Consider the following 20,898-nt stretch of genomic DNA (forward strand, 5'->3'; position numbering starts at 1 on the left):
TCCGTCTTCAAAGCCGAGCCCCTGACCTAGAACCCAAGTTCGGCGGACGCAAGGCAGGAGATGGAAGGCAGGAGATGGAAAGCGGGAGTTGCGCGGCAGGAGAAGCCGGGCCGGAAGCGGCCGGCGGCCCAGCCGGCAGGCTCAGCCGCCGTGCCGCGCGAGAAAGGCCTCCACCGGCAACGAGCGGAAATCCGCCAGCGCGGCGTGCAGCCGTTCATGCTCCCAGTGCCACCAGCCCAGCGCCTGCAGCCGCTCGCCGATCCCGGCGGCAAAGCGCGCGCGGATCGGCCGCGCCGGGTTGCCGCCGACGATCATGTAGGGCGGCACGTCCTTGGTGACCACCGCGCCGGCCGCCACCACCGCGCCGTCGCCGATCGAGCGGCCCGGCAGCACGATGGCGCCGTGGCCGATCCACACATCGTGACCGATCGTCACCCATTGCGCGCGGCGGCGGTCGAAGAAGCCGTCCTCGTTCGATTCGCCGTCGAAATAGTCGCCGGCGCGATAGGTGAAATGCGATTGGCTCGCCCGCTCCATCGGGTGATTGCCGGGATTGATCCGGGTCATGGCGGCGATGGAGGTGAACTTGCCGATGGTCGCGTAGGCGATGTCGCTGTCGTTCACCACATAGGAATAGTCGCCGAGCTCCACCTCGACGAGCCGGGTGCGCTCGCCGACCTCGGTATAGCGGCCGAGCCGCGAGGCGTGCACCTCGGCGCTCGGATCGACGAGAGGCGCAACGCCCAGCTTGGTCACGGCTCAGCTCCCGAAGGCGAAGCGTTCGATCAGCCGGAAGCGGCCGCCGGTGCCGCCGTCCGGCTGCGCATCCTGGCGGTACAGCGCGATGCCGCCGACGATCAGCGGCCCGTCGGCACCGCTCTGCAGGAAGAGCTCGGCCAGTTCCTCCCCCGCCGCGCCGCGGTCGGCGTCGTCGAGCGGACCGGTCAGCGTCATGTGGAAGCGGAAATCGTCGAGCACATAGGGATAGCCCCAGCGCGCCAGATAGTCCTTCTGCCGCTCGCTCAGCGGCGCGCGCAGCCGGCGCTCGCGCTCGGCCTCGCTCATCGGCGCGCGAAAATCGTCGAAGGCCGCCACCGCCCCGGCGGCGAGCCGGTTCAAGGCCGCGCAGGTCGACACCGTCTTCAGCGCGAAGAAGCGGCCGATGGCGGCCAGCGTCACCCCGGCGCAGGCGAAGCTCGCCCGGTCGGCGGCGAAGCGCGCGCAGACCGCGCGCAGCCCCGCCTCGTCCTTGCCGGGCGCGAGGCGGAACGGCGCCTTCAGCGTGCCGTGGAAGCCGTAGCGCCGCGGCTCGGAGGTGATCTCGCGCCAGCGATCCGGCGCGAAGCGCGACAGCCGGGGCTGCGGCAGCTCGCGGCCGGTCTCGGCGTCGTAGCCGATCACCGAGGAGCCGAACCGCCACAGCGGGCTCGTCGCCGGCGGCGCGAAATAGATGGCGTAGCGGGCCTCGGCCGGTCGTGGTTCGGTCCGGCGCGGCTCGGCCAGCGGGAAATCGATCTGCAACGTGGTCATGCGTCCTCCCGAGAACAGCTTCGCCTGCGCGAAGTCCCGTCGTTCAGAAGATGCGGCGGCCGGCGAGGAACACCTCGCGCACCACCGGCGTGTCGTCGATCACATGGAAGGCGACCAGATCGGCCCTGAGCCCCGGCGCCAGCCGGCCGCGATCGGCCAGCCCCGCCAGCGCCGCCGGCCGGGACGTCACCAGCGCCAGCGCCGCCGGCAGCGTCAGGCCGGGGTCGCGGGTCAGCGCCAGCGCCGCCTGCAGGAGGCTCGCCGGCACATAGTCGGAAGCGAGCGCGTCGATCAGACCCTGCGCCGCCAGCGCCCGCATCGACACGCCGCCGGAATGCGAGCCGCCGCGCACCGCGTTCGGCGCCCCGCCAATGGTGGCGAGGCCCGCCTCGCGCGCGGCCTTCGCCGCTTCCGGCGTGGTGGGGAACTCGGAAATGGTGCAGCCGGCCGCCTTGGCGTCGGCGACATGCTCGGGCGTGGTGTCGTCATGGCTCGCCAGCACGATGCCGGAGCCGGCGAACAGCTGGATCATCCTGGCGAAATTGCCCGGCACCGCCGCCCGGCCGCGGGCGGCGCGCTCGTTCAGCTCGCGGTCCATCTCCTCGGCGGTCTTGCCGATGCCGGAGAGATAGGTCTTGAGATGCTCGACATTGCGCCATTGCCGGGCGCCGGGCGTGTGGTCCATCAGCGAGGCGAGCGAGAGGCTCGGCCGCCCCGAGGCCTGCGCCACCAGCTCCTCCAGCGTCGGGTCGGTCAGCTCGCAGCGCAGGTGCAGCCGGTGCTCGACGCGGAACATGCCGCGCGCCGTCCCCTCGTCGACGGCGTCGAGCATCACCGTGTAGAGCGCCCGGCGGTCGGCCTTGGACTGGTCGAAGCCGCCGGCGCAGATGGCGTCGTAGACGGTGGTGACGCCGGAGCCGGCCATCTGCGCGTCATGGGCCAGCGCCGCGGCGCGGGCGTCCGGCCAGATCACCTTCGGGCGCGGCACGAAGTGGCTTTCCAGCGCGTCGGTGTGCAGGTCGATCAGGCCGGGCGCCAGATAGGCGCCGGCGCAATCGACCGCCGCCGGCAGGTGCGAGCGGCCCTCGTCGACGGCGCGGATGTCGCCGCCCTCGACGACCAGCGTGCCCTCGACGACGGCGTCGTCGAGAACGACTCGGGCATTGGTGAGAATCGTTTCCATGGGCCGCGCGTCTCGCATGTTGCCGTGACCATTCGATGAACCCGCGCGAACCCCTTGTCGCGTCGGCCTTTCCCGGTTCACACCGCCTCGGCGTCGCCGTTGGAACGCGGATCGTGGGTGCCCTCGACGCTCCCCTTCGGGTGCAGCACGACCGCGCCGGCATGGCCCATCGTGTCGCTATAGGCCTCCGGCACCACGCTCAGCGCGTGGCCGGCGCGCAGCAGGTCGTCGGCGACGCGCGAATCGAAGCTCCCTTCGACCCGCAGCTCCACCGTGTCGTCGCCCCAGGTACGCCCGAGCAGCCAGCGCGGCCGCGCCACCGCCTCGCCGAGCGGCACGCCGAACATGCCGTAGCGGCTCATCACCGCCGCATTGGTCTGCGGCTGGCCCTCGCCGCCCATACAGCCGAAGGCGATGAACCGCCCGTCCGGCAGTTCCGCCATGCACGGATTGAGCGTGTGGAAGGGCCGCCGGCCCGGCTCCAGCGGGTTCACCGCCTTGGGATCGAGCGAGAAGGAGGCGCCGCGATTCTGCATGAGAATGCCCGTCGAGGGCGAGACCAGGCCGGAGCCGAACTCCCAGTAGATCGACTGGATGTAGGACACCGAGATGCCGCTCGCATCGGTGGCCCCCAGCCACACCGTGTCGCCATGCGCGGCCTTGTGCGGCCAGGGCGCGGCGCGGCGGGCGTCGATCGCCGCCGCCTCGCGGCCCAGCGCTTCCGCCGTGAGGAAGGAGGCCGGGTCGGTGGCGAGGCGCTCATAATCGGTCACCACGCGGTCGCGCACCAGGAAGGCCCGCTTGGTCGCCTCGACGAGGCCGTGGATATGGGCGAAGCCCTCCGGCTCGGCGACGCCCAGCCGGTCGAAGACGCCGAGGATCATCAGGCTGGCCAGCCCCTGCGTCGGCGGCGGCGAGCCCCACAGCTTCATGCCGCGCAGCGTCGCGGCGAGCGGCTTGCGCTCCACCGCGCTGAAGGATTCGAGGTCGGCGCGCGTCACCGGCGACCCGGCGCGCTCGAGATCGGCGGCGAGCTCGCGCCCGACATCGCCGCGGTAGTAATCGGCGAGACCGGCGCCGGCGAGCTGCTCCAGCGTGTCGCCGAGCCGCTCGGCGCGCTGCACCGTGCCGGCCTCGGGCGGCTTGCCATCCGCGAGATAGACCTCCGCGAAGCCCGGCACGTCCTTCAATTCGCCGAGCTTCTCGGCGGTCAGCCGCGCCTGCGAGGCCGAGACCGGATAGCCGGCCCGGGCGTGGCCGATCGCGTCCTCGAGGAGCCGCTTCAGCGGCAGGCGCCCGCCCAGCCCCTTCGCCATCTGCGCGGCCAGCATCCAGCCGCCGACCTGGCCGGGCACGGTGAGCGCCGCCAGCGGGCCGCGCGTCGGCACGGCGTCGTGGCCGGCGTCGCGATAGAAGGCACGGGTCGCCTTCGCGCCCGCCGGGCCGGCGGCCTCGATATAGGCCACCCGACCGGACGGGCCGCGGATCAGCCAGAAGCCGTCGCCGCCGAGCTGGTTCATGTGCGGATAGACCACCGCGATGGTCGCGGCGGCGGCCAGCATCGCCTCCACCGCATTGCCGCCCTCCTCCAGCACGGAGCGGCCGGCGAGCGCGGCCAGCCGGTGCGGCGCCGCGATCACCCCGCGCCCTCCGAACCTGCTCTCGTGCCCGCGGCTTTCATAGGCGGCGAAGCGATCCATATCCGTCTCCTCAGTCTCGTTTCCCGAGGCCCTGGCCGGGGAGGTCCTCCCCGGCGTTGCGTGCCTCAGGTTCTGTTTTCCCGAGACGTCGCTCGGGTTCTCCATTCCGGGGCTCTTGCTCCGGGGCTGCTTCCGGGGATTGTCCCCGGACTCGTCGCCTGCAGGCCTCGCCGGCACATGCCGGAAGCCTGTCCGGCGTCCTGCCGGTGCGGACGCCTGCGGGCGGCGCCGAATCACGCTCCCGTGGGGCGACTTGACCGGCGCGGCCGGGCATAGCAGGTTGCGCGCCGTCAATTAAGTGCAGAAGACCGAGGCAGGGAACACTGATGAGCACGGGCCGTCGCATCCGCTTGGACCATGTCAGCACGGTGGTGAGCGCCGCTATCCTGCTGGGAGCCGAGCTCATCGGCGCCGGCCTCGCCGCCGGCTGGGCGGTGGCGGCGCTGTTCAATGCCGGCTGGATGACGGAGCTGATCTTCGAGGGCTTCTTCGGCCTGCTCGCCGTCTACGGCATCTACCGCTTCGTGATGAAGGCCAAGAGCGTCGAGCCCTTCGTCGAGGGCTGATGCCCGACCGCGGGGCGGCCATCGAGCCCCCCGCGCGCTGCAACATTCCCGCCGTCTCCGCAGATCCGCCCGATCGATCCGGCCACGCGGCCGGGTGGTGGCCCCGCACCGCCAGGCCCGCCCGCGGCAGCCGGTTCCCTGCCCCGGACAGGCCGTGGCCGTCGGCCCTCCGCTCCTCCGCAATCATCTGTCTCCACGCATAACGACCGGACACCTAACGACCGGGGTGCCGACGTCGTGCACGCCCCGTCCTGCGATCCGGGCGAACCGCCGGCGCCGCGCGCAGGACACCGCCGTCCTGACAGGCGTCGCCCCCCGCGCTCAGCCGGCTTCCATCAGCGCCTTCAGCCGCGCGAGGTCGCGCCGCACCCATTCGGCATCCGCCGCGAATCCGGCGTCGTCCATCCCCTCGCGCCGGAACAGGGTGAAGACCACCTCGCTGCCCTCGCCATTGGCGACCACCCGCATCGGGTTGTACATCGGCGCGCCCTCGGCCGGGATCAGCGTGTGGTCCAGCACGCCGTAGGGATTGGGCGGCGTGAAGCGCACCCGCATCGGCCCGAGCGGGGTCTCCACCCGCCACTCGCGGCCCCCGAGCGGCGTGAAGCCGTGGCCCAGCCCCTCCGCCCAGGCGGGAAAGTTTGCCGGGTCGGACAGGAAGGCGCGTACCTCCTCGAAGGCGCGCGCAATGCCGATGCCGATATGCAGCGCCGGCCGAACCGACATCGCCGTCTCCCTTCTCCACGACAAGAACAAAACTAGAACACACTCCCGGCCGGCGGGCAAGTGGCTCCGGCAGCCGGCCACGCCTGTCGCGCGGGGAACCGCCCGCGGCAATCCTTGCCAACTCCTTAACGGGACATGGCAATCGGCTATCCTGCGGCCGCGGGGCAGCGTCGCGGCGGGCAGGCCGGCAAAAAATCGCAAAACCCGCTTGCATGTGACGGCGAATGTCCCTACATCACGCCTCGCCCAATATTCGCACGTGCCTGTGGTCGCGTGCCGATCGGCGACAGTTCGGACAAGAGGCCGAAACGTCGCCAGCCAGATCGGTAGCCGGAGGCGAAACCGGCGCACTCAGCTCTCAGCTGGGAACGTGACTTGAAGCAACGACGTAGCGGGCTTTTTTGGTCTCGGTCGACCCTCCAAAGGTCGGCGACACTGAAGAGGCACTACTTCTTGCCGGGCGTGCGGTCGGGTTTCCCGTACCAAGCGAAGGCATCGGTCGAACGGTCGCGCTCTCCACATGCGCGCTCGCTTGCATCGCTGCCACGGCTCCACTTCATCCGGCCTTGCGGCAAAAACCGTGCGGCCGGCGAACGGAGGCGCATTCTCGCCACCGACGCGGCTCATTGACGCCGCGCGGGCGAGGGATCGTCTCCATGGGTCGAAGCTTCGGGTCTGTGGGAGAGCGCCATGACCGACCGTATTCGCGAATTCCTGCGCAACCGACGTGAGGATGGTCCCTGCGTCGTCGTCGACCTCGACGTGGTGCGCGCCAACTATGCCGCCTTCTCGCGCGCCCTGCCGGACACCCGCGTCTTCTACGCGGTGAAGGCCAACCCGGCGCCGGAAGTCCTCAGCCTGCTCGCCGAGCTGGGCTCCTGCTTCGATTGCGCCTCGGTCGCCGAGATCCAGATGGCGCTCGCGGCCGGCGCCTCGCCGGACCGCATCTCCTATGGCAACACCATCAAGAAGGAGCGCGACATCGCCCGCGCCTTCGAGCTGGGCGTGCGCCTGTTCTCGGTCGACTGCGCGGCCGAGGTGGAGAAGGTGGCCCGCGTCGCCGCCGGCTCCAAGGTGTTCTGCCGCATCCTGTGCGACGGCGCCGGCGCCGAATGGCCGCTGTCTCGCAAGTTCGGCTGCGAGCCGGAGATGGCGGTCGACGTGCTGGAGCACGCCCATCGCCTCGGCCTGGAGGCGCACGGCGTCTCCTTCCATGTCGGTTCGCAGCAGAAGAACGTCGAGGCGTGGGACTCGGCGCTGGCTTCCGCCTCGAAGATCTTCACCGAGTGCGCCGAGCGCGGTTTCTCGCTGTCGCTGGTCAATCTCGGCGGTGGTTTCCCGGCTAAGTACCTGCAGGACGTGCCGGCCGCCGAGGCCTATGGCGAGGCGATCTTCCGCGCCTTGTCCCGGCACTTCGGCAACGCCATCCCGCAGACCATCATCGAGCCGGGCCGCGGCATGGTCGGCGCCGCCGGCCTGATCGAGGCCGAGGTGGTGCTGATCTCGAAGAAGTCCGAGACCGACACCATGCGCTGGGTCTATCTCGACATCGGCAAGTTCGGCGGCCTCGCCGAGACGATGGACGAGGCGATCCGCTACCCGATCCGCACCGAGCGGGACGGGGATGCCACCGAGCCCTGCGTGCTTGCCGGCCCGACCTGCGATTCGGCCGACGTGCTCTACGAGAAGACCCCGATCGAGCTGCCGATCTCGCTCGCCATCGGCGACAAGGTGCTGATCGAGGCCACCGGCGCCTACACCACCACCTATTCGGCGGTGGCGTTCAACGGCTTCGATCCGCTGCGATCCTACGTGATCTGAGCCGGCCCGGGCCGGCTCGCCTTTGTCAGACCCGAACCGGAAACACCCGGTTCGGGAGGCTCCCCCGCGGTCGGCTCGACCAGCCGCGACGGCGGAGCTCCCCGGGATCCATCCCGGGCCTCGTGTCGGGCGGCATCGAGCCGCCGCAGCGGAAACACCCCGCCGCACCTTCACAATTCCTTTTCACCTCTTTTGCCCGGGAACCGGGTTTTGGAGGCCGCCATGGAACGCGCCGTCACCGATCTCGCCGCCGCTTCGCTCGTCCCCGCCCCGGCCGATTTCGCCGGTCCCGCGCCCGCGATCTCGCTGGAGCGCGCGGCCGACGTCGCCCAGCGCGAGGCGCTGCTCGACCTCGCCTTCGGCCGCGCCGCCCGCTTCGGCAAGACCTCGGAGCGCCTGCGCGAGGGCCGCAAGCCGGCGGAAGGCCTCGCCTTCGCCGCCCATGGCGCCGATGGCCGGGTGGTCGGCACGCTGCGCCTGTGGCACGTCACGGCGGGCCCGGCCCGGCCGGCGCTGCTGCTCGGCCCGCTGGCGGTGCATCCGTGGTTCCGCGACCGCGGCCTCGGCAAGGCGATGATGATCACCGCCATCAACGAGGCGACCCGCCTCGGCCACGGCGCCATCCTCCTGGTCGGCGACGCGCCCTATTATGCGCGCTTCGGCTTCGAGCAGCGCCTCGCCGACGGCCTGTGGCTGCCGGGTGCCTTCGAGCGCTCGCGCTTCCTCGGCCTGGAGCTCAAGTCCGGTGCGCTCGAGGGCGCGCGCGGCCTGGTGAGCCCCACCGGCGATTTCCTCGCCGTCCCCAGCCTCGACGAACTGATCGCCCGCGAATCCGTGCCCGCCGCGCTCAAGCGCTCGGCGTGAGGCGCGAGCGCCTTCCCCTCGGGCTAAGGCTCGACCGGCAGGGAGGCGCTTCCGGTTCGACGGGTTGAAGCATGTTCCGGCAACCGGCCTGTGGCGCCTCCCACGCGGCCGGCACGCCCGGAACATGCCCTGGCGCCGTCCCGGCCCGGCGACCGCTCGCAGCGGTCCCGCCGGGGCGGCGTCCCCCCTTCGCCGCGATGTCACGCGCGCGTCATCATCGGCGCGGCAGGCTCGCTCGACCCGTGTGGCGCCCGCTGTGGCGCCCGCTATTGACGCCGCCCCCCAGCCCCACCATGGTGCCCCGCACCTGCAAAGTATTGAGGCTAACCAAAGGAGTGTCCCTGAGAATGTCGGTCTGGCCGGTCTATGGAAAAATCGACGGTCCCATCGTGATGATCGGCTTCGGCTCGATCGGGCGTGGTACCCTGCCGCTGCTGGAGCGGCATTTCGACTTCGACAAGGATCGCCTCACCGTCATCGATCCCAAGGACGACAACCGCGCTCTGCTCGACGAGCGCGGCATCACCTTCCTGCAGCTGCCGATCACCCAGGAAAACTATCGCGAGGTGCTGACCCCGCTGCTCACCACCGGCGGGCGCGGCTTCGTCATCAACCTGTCGGTCGACACCGGCTCGGTCGACATCATGTCGCTCGCCCGCGAGCTCGGCGCCCTCTACATCGACACGGTGGTGGAGCCTTGGCTCGGCTTCTATTTCGACAAGAACGCCACCCCGGCCAGCCGCTCCAACTACGCGCTGCGCGAATCCATGCTCGCCGCCAAGCGCAGGAACCCCGGCGGGCCGACCGCGGTATCCTGCTGCGGCGCCAATCCCGGCATGGTGTCCTGGTTCGTCAAGCAGGCGCTGGTCGACATCGCCACCGACACCGGCCTCGCCTTCGCCGAGCCGACCTCGCGCGAGGGCTGGGCACGCCTCGCCCAGACGCTCGGCGTCAAGGGCATCCACATCGCCGAGCGCGACACCCAGCGCGCGAGCGCGCCGCGCCCGTTCGGCCATTTCATCAACACCTGGTCGGTGGAGGGCTTCGTCTCCGAGGGCCTGCAGCCGGCCGAGCTCGGCTGGGGCACGCATGAGAAGTGGCAGCCGGAGACCGCCCGTTCGCATAATCAGGGCTCCGGCGCGGCGATCTACCTGATGCAGGCCGGCGCCGCCACCAAGGTGCGCACCTGGTGCCCGAGCCTCGGGCCGCAGCACGGCTTCCTCGTCACCCACAACGAGTCGATCTCCATCGCCGACTACTACACGGTGCGCGAGGGGGCCGGCGTCGCCTACCGCCCGACCTGCCACTACGCCTACCATCCCTGCAACGACGCGGTGCTGTCGTGGCACGAAATGCTCGGCAACGAGGGCAAGTTCCAGGACGCGTGGACCATCCTCAGCGAGCACGAGATCGTCGACGGGCGCGACGAGCTCGGCGTGCTGCTGTTCGGTCATGCGAAGAACGCCTACTGGTTCGGCTCGCAGCTGACCATCGAGGAGGCGCGCGACCTCGCGCCCTACCAGACCGCCACCGGGCTGCAGGTGACCTCCGCCGTGCTCGCCGGCATGGTGTGGGCGCTGGAAAACCCCGAGGCCGGCATCGTCGAGACCGACGAGATGGACTATCGCCGCTGCCTGGAGATCCAGAGGCCCTATCTCGGCACGCTGAAGGGTTACTACACCGACTGGACGCCGCTCGACGGCCGCCCCGGCCTGTTCCCCGAGGACATCGACGCCAGCGACCCCTGGCAGTTCCGCAACATCCTGGTGCGGTGAGGGATTTCGCAGGAAACGTGACGACGCGGGAAACGTGACGAAATGGCCGGGCATGTCCCGGCCATTTTCGTTCGGGCGGTCGCGGTCACGGCGGTCGCGGTCACGGCGCCCGCGTTCACGGCACCCGCCTGCCGCCTGGACGCGCCCGGCCATTCCGTCCGGAAGCAGCCTTCCCACCCCGCGCTCCGTCACGACGAGCCACTTCGCTCGAAAGCAGCCGCCGCAACCTCCCCTGCACCGTCATGGCCGGGCTTGTCCCGGCCATCCACGCCTTCGGCCCGGCCACCGCATCCGAACAAGCGTCGCTCCCCGGGACCAGTCCGTGTCTCGCGCGAAAGCAAGGGGCGGAGGGAGAGACGACCGGCTTTGGGAAAGCGCTCCGATCCCTACGATACCCCCCGTCGGCGATCGCGACGATGTCACCATACCGTCCCGCGTGAACCTCGCCTCGCTTGATCGAGCCGCCTGCGTCCCGCAGACCGCCGGTCAAGAAGCGGACATTCGCTCGTCCTGATTGCTCACGCGGCCGGCATCGGCCGTCCGGGCGCTCTGCAACGACGACTGTATTTCTGCTGTCAGCAAATTCATGATGATCCCGCCGATGCGGGAAAGCGGCTTCTTCGCATCGATGGCGATGGACACGCTCTGCGGCTCGACGCTCTTGTCGCGGACCGGCAGGAATCTGAGCTGGCCTGCCGCCAGCTCGGATGCCGCGTCGAGCTCGGACGTGAAGGCGACGTAGCGTCCACCTCGCGCGAGCTGCTTGACCAGCTGCAGCGAATTGGTCACCAGCGCCTTCTGCGGATCCGTGAACAGCCAGCCATAGCGCGCGTCGAGATAGCGCCGGATCATCAGCGCCCGGCTCTGCAGCGCGATGGGGTGGGCCACCACTTCCTGAAGGCTCACCGTATCCGCCTTCGCCAGCGGATGGGTCGGGGCCACCACGCAGCCGAAGGGCAGTTCGGCGCTCCAGTGCACATGGACGTCGCGGCGCGGCGTGAGGTTGAAGATCGCCGCAATGTCCGCGCTGCCGGCAAGCAGCGCCGTGAGCGCATCGTCCGGGCTGGCAATCTCCACCTCCAAGGAGATGCGCGGCTGCTCGGCGGCGAGGCGCTCGACGAAAGGCGGCAGGAAGCCGTTGGCGTGGCTGTCCATCGCCACCAGCCTTACATGGCCCTGATCCAGGCCCTGGAGCTGCTTGATCTCCGCCGCCACGCGCCGCTCGTCGCCGCGCCAGCGCCGGGCCAGCGTCACCAGCGCATCGCCGGCGGCGGTGAGGCGCATGCCGCGCGGCAGCCGCTCGAACAATTCGACATCGAGCTCCTGCTCCAGCAGCAGGATCTGCCGGTCGATCGCCGAGGCCGCAATGTTCAGCTCCTTCGCCGCCTTCTGGATCGACCCCGAGCGCGCCACCTGGTCGAGGTAGCGCAGCGATGCGGGAACGAGAAAGGCGCGGGCCATCTGACCATCCTAATTATTCGAATGGATTGTTGCTGAATCTGCGCTGGACGGCAATGACCGATTGACGGAACCTAATTTGCAGGACGGACCGGCAGCCTGCCGCGCAACCCTCTACCCATCCGCCACGGGAACCGCCGATGAGCCATTCCGAGAGCATCGACCTGCCCGAGCGCGCGCCCGCGCGCATGGTGGAGCGAGGAGCGGACCCGAAGCCGGGAGCGTTCGCGCGCCGGGCAGCGCAAGCCTGGGAACAGGCCACGGGCACCCGCATGGCGGGGTATCTCCTGGTGGCGCCGGCCGTGCTTTTCCTCGCCGTCTGGTTCGTGTGGCCGGTGCTGACGATGGTCCATCTCAGCCTGACCAGCCGCGTCGTCGAGGGCGTGAGCGTCGAGGGCTTCACGCTGGAGAACTATGTCCGGCTGTTCTCCTCGGACCTTTATTTCCGCATCCTGCTGCGCACGGTCCGCATCGCCCTGCTCACCAGCCTGTTCGCGGCGCTGTTCGCCTATCCGCTGGCCATCGCCATCGCGCGGGGAGGCCCCACGCTCGCCCGGCTGGTCACCATCACCATTCTCGCACCGCTGCTGGTGAACGTGGTGGTGCGCTCCTATGGCTGGCAGACCATCCTCAACAAGACCGGCGCCCTTGCCTGGGCCCTCAAGATGTTCGGCATCAGCAACCCGCCGGTGCTGCTCTACACAGAATGGGCGGTGCTGATCGCCTGCGTGCACGTCTATCTGCCGTTCATGGTGATGCCGATCGCCGGCGCCATCGGCCGGATCGACCGCTCGGTCGAAGAGGCGGCGCGTGTCGCGGGGGCGACGCGTCTTGCCGTCCTGACGCGGGTCATCCTGCCCCTCAGCCTGCCGGGCCTCGCGGTCGGCGCCTCCCTGGTTTTCTCGCTGAGCGCGGCGGCTTACGTCACCCCCCAGATCCTCGGCGGCAATTTCTCGCCGCTGCTCGGCACCCTGATCGAGCAGCAGATGCTGACCTTGAACGACTGGCCCTTCGGGGCGGCGATCTCGACCCTGCTGATCGCCCTCGTGCTCGCCTCCAACCTCATCTTCCTCAAGCTCGTCGGCCGGCGCTTCGCGCGCTGGACGGCCGGCGCCCGGTGACGGAGACCGCGCGATGAACGAGACCGTCAGCCTGCCGCTCAAGATCACCGTCGGCATCATCCTGGCTCTGGTCGTGGCGCCGCTCATCGTGCCGGTGCTGATGTCGATTTCCGACACGCCCTACATCGTGTTCCCGCCGCAGGGCTTCACGCTGAAATGGTACGGCGAGGTGCTCGCCAACCCGGAAGCGCGCGGCAGCTTCCTGTTCTCGCTGGAACTCGCGGCCATCGTCACCGCCGTGTCGCTGCTGCTGGGGATACCCTGCGCGGCGGGGCTGACGCGCTACAGGGTTCCCGGTCAGGACGCGGTGCTCGGCCTCATCCTCTCGCCGCTGATCGTGCCGCTCATCGTCACCGGCGTCGCGCTGTTGCAGGTCTTCGCGCTGATGGGATGGCGCGCCACGCTGATGCAGCTCGTCATCGGCCACACCGTGGTGTGCCTGCCCTATGTCATCCGCTCGGTGTCGGCGAGCCTGCTGCTGGTCAACCGCAGCCTCGAGGACGCCGCCGCCGTGCTCGGCGCCCCGCCCCATGTGGTGGCGACAAGGGTGATCTGGCCGCAGGTGCGGCCGGGCATCCTTGCGGGCGGCACCTTCTGCTTCATCGTCTCCTTCGACGACTACCCGGTGTCGATGTGGCTTGCCGACGGCAACCACTTCCCGGTGCCGCTCTATCTCTACACGATCATCGAGCGCTCCTTCGATCCGTCCATCGCGGCCATCGCGTCGCTGATGATCTTCTTCGCGCTCCTTCTCGTGCTCGTCATCGAAAAGGTCTTCGGGCTCAGCCTCGCGCGCCTCGCGAGCTGACGCCGGCTCACATCACATCAGAATCGGGGAACAGGTCATGACACAGATTTCGCGTCGTACGTTCGGCAAGCTTGTCCTCGGTGCGGGTGCGCTGGCGCCCATGGGGTATGTCCGCAACGGCTGGGCCCAGGGCAAGGAAATCCAGATCGGCATCTGGGGCGGCTCGCAGGGCGAGTTCGTCAAGAAGAACATCATCCCGGCCTTCGAGAAGGATTTCGGCGCCAGGGTCACGGCGGAGGAGGGCTTCACCCTCGCCAATGTCGGCAAGATGCGGGCGACCAAAGCCAACCCGAAATTCTCCGTCATGTTCATCGACGACGTCGCCATCCCGATCTGCAAGGCCGAGGGGCTGATCGAGCAACTGCCGGCGGGCGACATGCCGGCGCTCGCCAAGCTCTATCCTCGCTTCGGTTTCGATGGCTGGGGCACGGCGCTGGCGATCTCGGTGGCCAGCATGTTCAACAACACCTCGATCACCCCGCCGGCCAGCTATGCCGAGCTGTGGAAGCCGGAATTCGCCGGCAAGCTGAAGCTCGTCAGCCCGAAGAACACACCTTCCGTCTTCTTCCTCATCGTCGCGGCGGCGGTGAAGTCGGGCAAGCCGTTCGCGCAGGCGCAGTACCTCGTCGATGACAGCTTCGACAAGGTCGCCGAGCTCAAGCCCAACATCATGAACCTCTTCGACAACGGCCCACAGGCCGCGAACGAGGTGGCGCAGGGCCAGGCCGATATCGGCCTGCTGGAACTGTCGAAGTACATCTATCCCTATACCGCCAAGGGCGCGCCGGTGACGATGAGCTTCCCGAAGGAGGGCTCCTTCGCCGGCAACAACTGCCAGGTGCTGGTGAAGGGCGGGCCGAACAAGGACCTCGCGGTGGCCTTCATGAACCGGATGCTGGAGCCCGCCGTGCAGAAGGCGTTCTCCGAATATGCCTACACCGCCCCGCCGGTCTCCGGCATCGAGTTCTCGCCGGAGACGCTGAAATACATCGCCTATCCGGTCGAGGAGATGGACAAGCGCGGCCTGTTCACGCCGGACTGGGAATACATCAACGCCCGTCGATCGGGCTGGACCGAGAAGCTCAACGGCATCTTCGCCGTCTGAGCGACAGGCCGCATCGGGAGATCGACATGGCGACAACCAGCGTTTCGGGGGGCGGCGAAGTCCGCCTCGCCGGCATCAGCCGCTCCTACGGCGACACCCAGGTGGTGCGGGACGTCAACCTCACCGCCGCGAGCGGCAGCATCCTCGCTTTGCTCGGCCCCTCGGGCTGCGGCAAGACCACGACGCTGCGCATGGTCGCCGGCCTCGTCCAGCCCTCCGCCGGGGACATCCTCATCGACGGCGTCTCCGTGACCGGCCAGCCGGTGCACAAGCGCAACCTCGGCATGCTGTTCCAGAACTACGCGCTGTTCCCCCATCTTAACGTGCTGGAAAACGTCGCCTTCGGTCTCGCCATGCGCGGCGTCCCGAAGGGCGACACGATGCGACGGGCAAAGGAGGCGCTGGCCCTCGTGCGGCTTTCCGGCTTCGAGGACCGCATGCCGGCGGCGCTGTCCGGCGGCCAGCAGCAGCGCGTTGCCATGGCCCGCGCCATCGCCTACCGCCCCCGCGTCCTCCTGCTCGACGAGCCGTTCGGCGCGCTCGACAAGAAGCTGCGCGAGGAAATGCAGATCGAGCTGCGCCAGCTCTGCAACGAACTCGGCCTGACCACCCTCCTCGTCACCCATGATCAGGAGGAAGCCCTGATCCTCGCCGACCAGATCGCGGTGATGCGCGGCGGGCGCATCGAGCAGGTCGACAATGCGCGCGCGGTTTATGAGCGGCCGATCTCGCACTTCGTCGCCGATTTCATCGGCACGTCGAACTTCATCCCGGCCAGCCTCGTCGACATCAGCGATGGACGCATGACGCTGCGCTCGCCCGCCGGCCATCTGTTCGAAAGCACCGTTCCCAACGATTTCTCGATGCAGGATCGGGTCGCGGTGGCGATCCGCCCCGAAAGCATGCGCCTGACACCGGGCGAACTGCCTGCCGCGGCCAACAGGCTCACCGGCACGATCATCCGTAGCCTGTTCAAGGGGCAGGTCCTCTCCGTCTGGCTGAAACCCGATGGACAGGCGGAGCTCCAGCCGGAGCTTCAGGTCTCGATCCCGATCGAAGACGCCGCCCGCATGAACCCGCAGCCCGGCGAAACGTGGAGTGCGCACTGGTCCGCCGCCCGCACATTGGTGGTACGCGAACAGTGAACCAGTCCCTGCGTTTCCCGCGCGCGATCGGGATCATCCTGCCATCGTCAAATCGCGTCGTCGAACGGGTGGCGCGATCGATCCTGGGCGAACGGCCCGACCTCGATGCCTGTTTCACGCGTGTGCCGTATGCCGGCCATCCGCCGGATGGCTACGATATGCCCGCGTTCCACCGCGCGGCGGACATGCTGGCAGAGACGCGCCCCGATGTGATCCTGTGGAACGCGACGCGCGGCGCGCTGATCGGTTTCGAGCCGGATCGGCGTCTGGCCGCCTTCGTGGAGAAGGAAACCGGCATTCCCTGCACCACCACGGCGCTCGCGACGGTGGACCATCTTCGCCGGCGCAATCTCCGGCGCATCGGCCTGCTGGCCCAGGGGGCTGACCGGGAAGGCGCGCGGTTGAAGCAGACCTTCGGCGCCGAGGGCATCGACATCGTCGCGGGGCACTGTCTCGGCATCGGCGATAATTTTGAAGCAGCCGGGATAACGCCCGAAGAGATTCACGCGCACGCAAGGCGGCTGGCATCGGTCGCCGATCTCGACGCTGTTCTCATCTGGAGCACCAATCTCGCCGGGCACGCGCTTACAAGGCTGGCGCTGAACGAAACCCGCATCCCCGTGCTCGATTCCACCACCATCGGATTCGAAGGCGCGCTCGACTATATGACAGGCTCATGTCGACCCTTGGCGCCTGCCTGACGGAATGATCGCACCAGAGGCGGACATTTGGACATCTCCAGCAACAAGACATTCGACTCTTTGCGCTGGGTGGTGGCGTGCCGGCGCGGGTTGATGCCCGCGACGCGGATGTGACCGTCGAGCCCGGCCGGCACGAGCCGACGCCTGTGATGAGGCGACGAGCTCCCGGAAAGGGATGCGGCCCCCGCCGCGAGCGGACATCCTTGGCGGCCACCGGGGTGAACGGCGTCGGCAGCGGCTCGATCGCCGACGCCAAAGGCCAGAGGTCCATTGGCGTCGATCGGCTCAAGGCGTCACCAATGTCGATTCCGAGATGCCGCGCGGTGCTTTTGCGCTTCCCATGACCGAGCAGGCGCGGGCATCCGCGCAGATTTCCGGCCCGTTTGTTCGGCATCGACGGCCGGCACGACCCGCGTGACGAACCGCCCCATGGCGTCGAACCGCACCGCGGTCCAGTCCTTGTCACCGCGAGCGATGACCTGAATCCCCAGCCTGTCCGCATCGATAGCCCGGCCGCCGCATGCACCTCGTGCACAGGCGCCTGCCCAGGCCAGACGCAGTCAATGCCTGCATCTTCGCCAGCGCGCCGTATTGACAACTTCATTTTTGTGATCACACTGTGTCGTCACAATTGAAGCAAACGAGCGCGCGCTCCTGCGCCGGGTGGAGTTCTCGGACGAGACAGGTTTCGGTCCACCAAAACGGGAAAAAAGAAGCAGCATGACCATGGGCAAGGCGCCGCGCATCACCATTGAAGATCTGTCGCTTGCATTCAGGACCGGCACCGGACCATTCGTCGCGCTGGACAGGGTCTCCTTCGATATCGCTCCGGGCTCATTCGTGAGCGTCGTGGGCCCTTCTGGATGTGGAAAGTCGACCCTCCTCAAGCTGCTGTCCGGTGTCTATTCCCCCACCTCCGGGCGCATCCTCTTCGATGGCAAGCCGGTCGAGAAGGAGCGGCTCCAAGGCCAGGTCGGGTACGTGTTCCAGCGGGCGCTGCTTCTGCCGTGGCGCACCGCGCTTCAGAACGTGATGCTCACGATGGAAGTCGCGCGTCGGTCCATGACCAGGGCGCAGCGCGAGGCCGAGGCACTCAAGTGGCTGGAGATCGCCGGCCTCAAGGGATTTGAGCATCGCTTTCCGCACGAGCTCTCCGGCGGCATGCAGCAGCGCGTTTCCATCTGCCGGGCCCTGGCCTTCCGGCCGCAGATCCTGCTGATGGACGAGCCGTTCGGGGCGCTGGACGAGATCACCCGCGAGACTCTGCAGAACGAGCTGCTGCAACTCTGGCAGCAGACCGAAACGACGGTCGTTTTCATCACCCACTCGATACCGGAGGCGGTGATCCTCTCCGAGCAGATCGTCGTGATGTCGGCACGCCCCGGCCGCGTCGTCGAGCGCATCAACGTGCCGTTCCCGCGCCCCCGTGTCGATTCCGTCAGAGAGCATCCCGACTTCGTGGAGATGGCCGGCCATATCCGAAGCCTGCTGCATCCGCGCGCGCACGCGATTGCTGCGGAATGAGAGATTTGTGATGTATCGGCTATCCGTAACCCTTGGACAGTTCCTGGTCTTCGTCGTCTTCTTCGCCATCTGGGAGCTTCTCGTCGACCTGCTTCATATCCGCCCGGTCATTTTGCCGGCTCCGACAGCGATCGCCGAGAAGATCTGGGAAAATCGCGCGCTGCTGTTGAAGGAAAGCTGGCCGACCTTCGCCGCCATTTCCCTTGGCTTCATCGCCGCGGTCGTCTCCGGCTTCCTCCTCGCGGTCGGCATTGCGTATTCACGTATCGTGCGCGATCTCACCTACCCGTTTCTGATCGCCGCCCAGATCCTTCCGAAAATCGCGTTCGCTCCGCTGTTCCTTATCTGGTTCGGGTTCGGCCTCACTCCCAAGATCGTCATCGCGGCGCTGATCGCGTTTTTCCCGATCGTCATCAACACCGCGAAGGGGCTGACATCCGTCGACAAGGAACTGCTCCAGTACATGGATTCGCTTGGTTCGAGCGGATGGGAGAAGTTCACGAAGATAAGCCTGCCCTGGGCGCTGCCCTACATCTTCGCCGCCCTGAAGATCTCGATCACGCTCGCAATCGTCGGCGCCGTCGTCGGTGAATTCGTGGCTGCGGGCGAGGGACTTGGCTACGTCATCAACTCATCGAATATCACGCTGAACACCGAGCTGATGTTCGCGGCCATCGTCACCATGAGTGTCCTCGGCATTCTCATGTATCTCGCGATCGTTCTGCTTGAGCGTTACATGCTCCCACAGGGGCAGCTCGAGGATTCCGGCCACAGCACGATGTGACGGCATCGGCCCCCCGGTGGGCAACCCGTCTGCCCGTCGCTCTCCAACCAAACATAATCCAGAGAACACAGGGGAACTAAATGCTGAAGAGTATCAAGCGCTACACAACCGGCGCCCTGAGCGCGGCATTGCTGCTTGGCAGCTCCCTCGCTGCGCTGGCCGCCGACACGGTCAGCATCCGGCTCGACTGGGCCTACGGGTCTGAACACGCGCCGATCTTCCTGGCGATCAAGAAGGGGTTCTTCGCCGATGAAGGGATCGAGGTGAAGCTGATGCCCGGCGAGGGATCGTCGGTGACGGCGAAACTCGTCGGCAATCGCGATGCGGATTTCGGCTATGCGACAGCGGACCAGATCCTGATCGCCGCGCAAAGAGGTCTGCCGCTGCTGACGACCGCGGTCATACTTCAGCAGAATGCGACAGCCCTCATCTTCCCGAAGGACAAGCCGATCAAGGATCTGAAGAAGGACCTGGCCGGCAAGACCGTTGGCGTGCAGCTGAAGAGCACGACGAAACTGCAATGGGACAAGGTCAAGGGCGACCAGAAGCTGGATGCCACGACGTTCAAGGAAGTGCCGGCAGACCTGGCCATCGTTCCCTTGCTGTCCGCCGGGCGTATCGATGCGGGCATCGGCTACTTCTTCAATGACGGGCTGAAGGCGCGCGCCGCGGGGATGGATGTGGACTGGATCCTGTTCGAGGATCTCGGCGTGAAGATTTACTCGACGGCGCTGTTCACCAATTCCGAGTTCGCCCAGAAGAATCCCGATCTGGTCCGCCGGTTCACGCGCGCATTCGTCAAGGGGTGGATTTATGCCAAGGCGCACGAACCCGAAGCCCTGGCCGCATTCATCGAGGCCAATCCCGAGACGGACAAGGTCTATGCGAAGATGAAGCTGCCCGAGGTGCTGCGCCTCACGGAATCGGAGGATGTCTCCAAGACCACGATGGGGCATTCGACCCCTGAAGGCTGGAACAGCCTTCAGGAGACACTCCTGCAGATGGGCGTGCTGCCGCAGAAGATCGATGTCGGCACGATCTATACGAACGACTATCTGAAATAACGGCACGAGCGGGCTTCGGCGTCGGAGCCCGCTTCCTCCTCGCGACGAGGGGGAACCCGATCAGGGCGGATGAAGACGCGCGGCCATGCGGACCGGCGGCGTCCCGCTCGCTCAATCGTCGTCGCCGGTTTTGAACGGGCGCATGGAAAGCATTGCCGTCGGGCCCGTTCGCATGCCTTCCCGCGCCTGCTGGATGAGCACCTTTCCGGTTTTCATGATGTCGCGCGCCATCGCCTTTTCTGCCTTGTCGGGATCCCGCTGCTTCAGAGCGGACAGGATGCCGAGATGCGAGCTGCTGTCCCAAAGGCCCGGCGTGCTGAGCGAGAAGAACATGGTCGGCCCGACCCGCAGCCAAAGGCCCTCGATCATCGGCAGCAACACCGAGGAACGCGTCAATCGGTACAGGTAGAAATGGAAGCGCTGGTTCGCCTGCAGCAACTCGCCCATGGCGGAGGCGTCATGCGCCGCTTTCACCGCCCGGTTCAGCTGCTCCAGCTTCTCGATCGCAGCGTCATCGATCACCGATGTCGCAAGGCGCGTCGCAAGGCCTTCGACCCGCACCCGGAGCTCGAAAAGCTCCTCCAGGCTTTGAGCGTCGAGCCGCGGCACCCTGACCGAACGGTTCGGCAGCTCCTCCAGCGCGCTTGCGGCCACCAATCGGCTGAGGCTCTCGCGCACGGGCATGAGGCTCGTCCCCAGGCTCGCGGCCAGCTTGCGGAGGCTGACAACCTCCCCGGGCACGAAAAGCCCGGACATCAGCCCATATTGCAGGCTGGCGAGGACGTTGCTCTGCATCGCGCCCCGGACGGCGCGCGGCTCGGTCGGCGGCTCCAGATCTTCCGAGCGGATTTCCTTGTTGACGCGCTTCATTTGTGATGACAATTTGTGATCAATACGGAGCGGCAGCATCGTACATTTTTGCTCTCGCGACAATCCCTCCCCGATAACTTTACCTTCTCCCGGCCCGCAACCACCGATCGTATCGCGAAAACACGATGCCGGCCGAGCGCACACGCGGACAGA

The 20,898-nt window shown here is 67.7% G+C and carries 19 protein-coding genes; 12 read left to right on the forward strand and 7 right to left on the reverse strand.

What is annotated here, in order from left to right; genetic code table 11:
* Positions 1-141: 141 nt before the first annotated feature.
* The 4 genes from KHC19_RS15995 to KHC19_RS16010 form a co-directional block, all read right to left on the reverse strand.
* A complete protein-coding gene (locus KHC19_RS15995) occupies positions 142-756 on the reverse strand; it encodes a DapH/DapD/GlmU-related protein (RefSeq protein WP_213353366.1) in 615 nt (204 codons plus the stop codon).
* Positions 757-759: 3 nt separating this feature from the next.
* Positions 760-1,530 carry a DUF1045 domain-containing protein gene (locus tag KHC19_RS16000; RefSeq protein ID WP_213353367.1) on the reverse strand — a complete coding sequence of 257 codons (771 nt, stop codon included), beginning with the start codon at positions 1,528-1,530 and terminating at the stop codon, positions 760-762.
* Positions 1,531-1,573: 43 nt separating this feature from the next.
* Entirely contained in the window at positions 1,574-2,713 is a 1,140-nt protein-coding gene (locus KHC19_RS16005; protein ID WP_213353368.1) for an alpha-D-ribose 1-methylphosphonate 5-triphosphate diphosphatase, read from the reverse strand.
* Between the two features lie 77 nt (positions 2,714-2,790).
* Entirely contained in the window at positions 2,791-4,413 is a 1,623-nt protein-coding gene (locus KHC19_RS16010) for a gamma-glutamyltransferase family protein (RefSeq protein ID WP_213353369.1), read from the reverse strand.
* 326 nt (positions 4,414-4,739) lie between these two features.
* Here KHC19_RS16010 and KHC19_RS16015 point away from each other — a divergent pair, with 326 nt between their 5' ends.
* Entirely contained in the window at positions 4,740-4,979 is a 240-nt protein-coding gene (locus KHC19_RS16015) for a hypothetical protein (protein WP_213353370.1), read from the forward strand.
* A 321-nt stretch (positions 4,980-5,300) separates the two neighbouring features.
* On the opposite strand, the gene KHC19_RS16020 is transcribed toward KHC19_RS16015, so the two are convergent.
* The gene (locus KHC19_RS16020) at positions 5,301-5,705 is read right to left on the reverse strand and encodes an SRPBCC family protein (RefSeq protein ID WP_213353371.1); all 405 of its coding nucleotides are present in this window, start codon (positions 5,703-5,705) and stop codon (positions 5,301-5,303) included.
* A 690-nt stretch (positions 5,706-6,395) separates the two neighbouring features.
* Between KHC19_RS16020 and KHC19_RS16025 the strand changes: the two genes are divergently transcribed.
* The 3 genes from KHC19_RS16025 (at position 6,396) to KHC19_RS16035 (ending at position 10,165) form a co-directional block, all read left to right on the forward strand.
* Positions 6,396-7,526, forward strand: coding sequence for a type III PLP-dependent enzyme (locus tag KHC19_RS16025; RefSeq protein ID WP_213353372.1), 1,131 nt, complete (start codon positions 6,396-6,398; stop codon positions 7,524-7,526).
* A gap of 222 nt (positions 7,527-7,748) precedes the next feature.
* Positions 7,749-8,390, forward strand: coding sequence for a GNAT family N-acetyltransferase (locus KHC19_RS16030; RefSeq protein WP_213353373.1), 642 nt, complete (start codon positions 7,749-7,751; stop codon positions 8,388-8,390).
* A gap of 347 nt (positions 8,391-8,737) precedes the next feature.
* Positions 8,738-10,165 (forward strand): homospermidine synthase, encoded by a 1,428-nt coding sequence (locus KHC19_RS16035; protein WP_213353374.1) that lies wholly within the window; start codon positions 8,738-8,740, stop codon positions 10,163-10,165.
* Between the two features lie 486 nt (positions 10,166-10,651).
* Here KHC19_RS16035 and KHC19_RS16040 read toward each other — a convergent pair whose 3' ends face one another.
* A complete protein-coding gene (locus tag KHC19_RS16040; protein WP_213353375.1) occupies positions 10,652-11,626 on the reverse strand; it encodes a LysR family transcriptional regulator in 975 nt (324 codons plus the stop codon).
* A gap of 137 nt (positions 11,627-11,763) precedes the next feature.
* Here KHC19_RS16040 and KHC19_RS16045 point away from each other — a divergent pair, with 137 nt between their 5' ends.
* The 8 genes from KHC19_RS16045 (at position 11,764) to KHC19_RS16080 (ending at position 19,875) form a co-directional block, all read left to right on the forward strand.
* Positions 11,764-12,744: an ABC transporter permease gene (locus tag KHC19_RS16045; protein ID WP_213353376.1), complete on the forward strand. Its 981-nt coding sequence runs from the start codon at positions 11,764-11,766 to the stop codon at positions 12,742-12,744.
* Positions 12,745-12,757: 13 nt separating this feature from the next.
* Positions 12,758-13,552 (forward strand): ABC transporter permease, encoded by a 795-nt coding sequence (locus KHC19_RS16050; protein WP_213353377.1) that lies wholly within the window; start codon positions 12,758-12,760, stop codon positions 13,550-13,552.
* Between the two features lie 37 nt (positions 13,553-13,589).
* On the forward strand, positions 13,590-14,657 hold the full coding sequence (locus KHC19_RS16055; protein ID WP_213353378.1) for an extracellular solute-binding protein: 1,068 nt from the start codon (positions 13,590-13,592) through the stop codon (positions 14,655-14,657).
* 26 nt (positions 14,658-14,683) lie between these two features.
* Complete coding sequence (locus KHC19_RS16060) at positions 14,684-15,802, forward strand: ABC transporter ATP-binding protein (RefSeq protein ID WP_213353379.1); 1,119 nt, start codon at positions 14,684-14,686, stop codon at positions 15,800-15,802.
* Positions 15,799-16,503, forward strand: coding sequence for an aspartate racemase/maleate isomerase family protein (locus KHC19_RS16065; RefSeq protein ID WP_213353380.1), 705 nt, complete (start codon positions 15,799-15,801; stop codon positions 16,501-16,503). Before KHC19_RS16060 ends, KHC19_RS16065 begins: the two co-directional genes overlap by 4 nt.
* Positions 16,504-17,223: 720 nt before the next feature.
* Positions 17,224-18,027, forward strand: a complete 804-nt coding sequence (locus KHC19_RS16070; protein WP_246548952.1) for an ABC transporter ATP-binding protein — start codon at positions 17,224-17,226, stop codon at positions 18,025-18,027.
* Between the two features lie 10 nt (positions 18,028-18,037).
* Positions 18,038-18,811, forward strand: coding sequence for an ABC transporter permease (locus KHC19_RS16075; protein ID WP_213353381.1), 774 nt, complete (start codon positions 18,038-18,040; stop codon positions 18,809-18,811).
* Positions 18,812-18,891: 80 nt separating this feature from the next.
* A complete protein-coding gene (locus KHC19_RS16080; protein ID WP_213353382.1) occupies positions 18,892-19,875 on the forward strand; it encodes an ABC transporter substrate-binding protein in 984 nt (327 codons plus the stop codon).
* 111 nt (positions 19,876-19,986) lie between these two features.
* On the opposite strand, the gene KHC19_RS16085 is transcribed toward KHC19_RS16080, so the two are convergent.
* Positions 19,987-20,784 carry a GntR family transcriptional regulator gene (locus KHC19_RS16085; protein WP_213353383.1) on the reverse strand — a complete coding sequence of 266 codons (798 nt, stop codon included), beginning with the start codon at positions 20,782-20,784 and terminating at the stop codon, positions 19,987-19,989.
* Positions 20,785-20,898 lie beyond the last annotated feature (114 nt).

The organism is Ancylobacter oerskovii (assembly GCF_018390555.1).
Classification (GTDB): domain Bacteria; phylum Pseudomonadota; class Alphaproteobacteria; order Rhizobiales; family Xanthobacteraceae; genus Ancylobacter; species Ancylobacter oerskovii.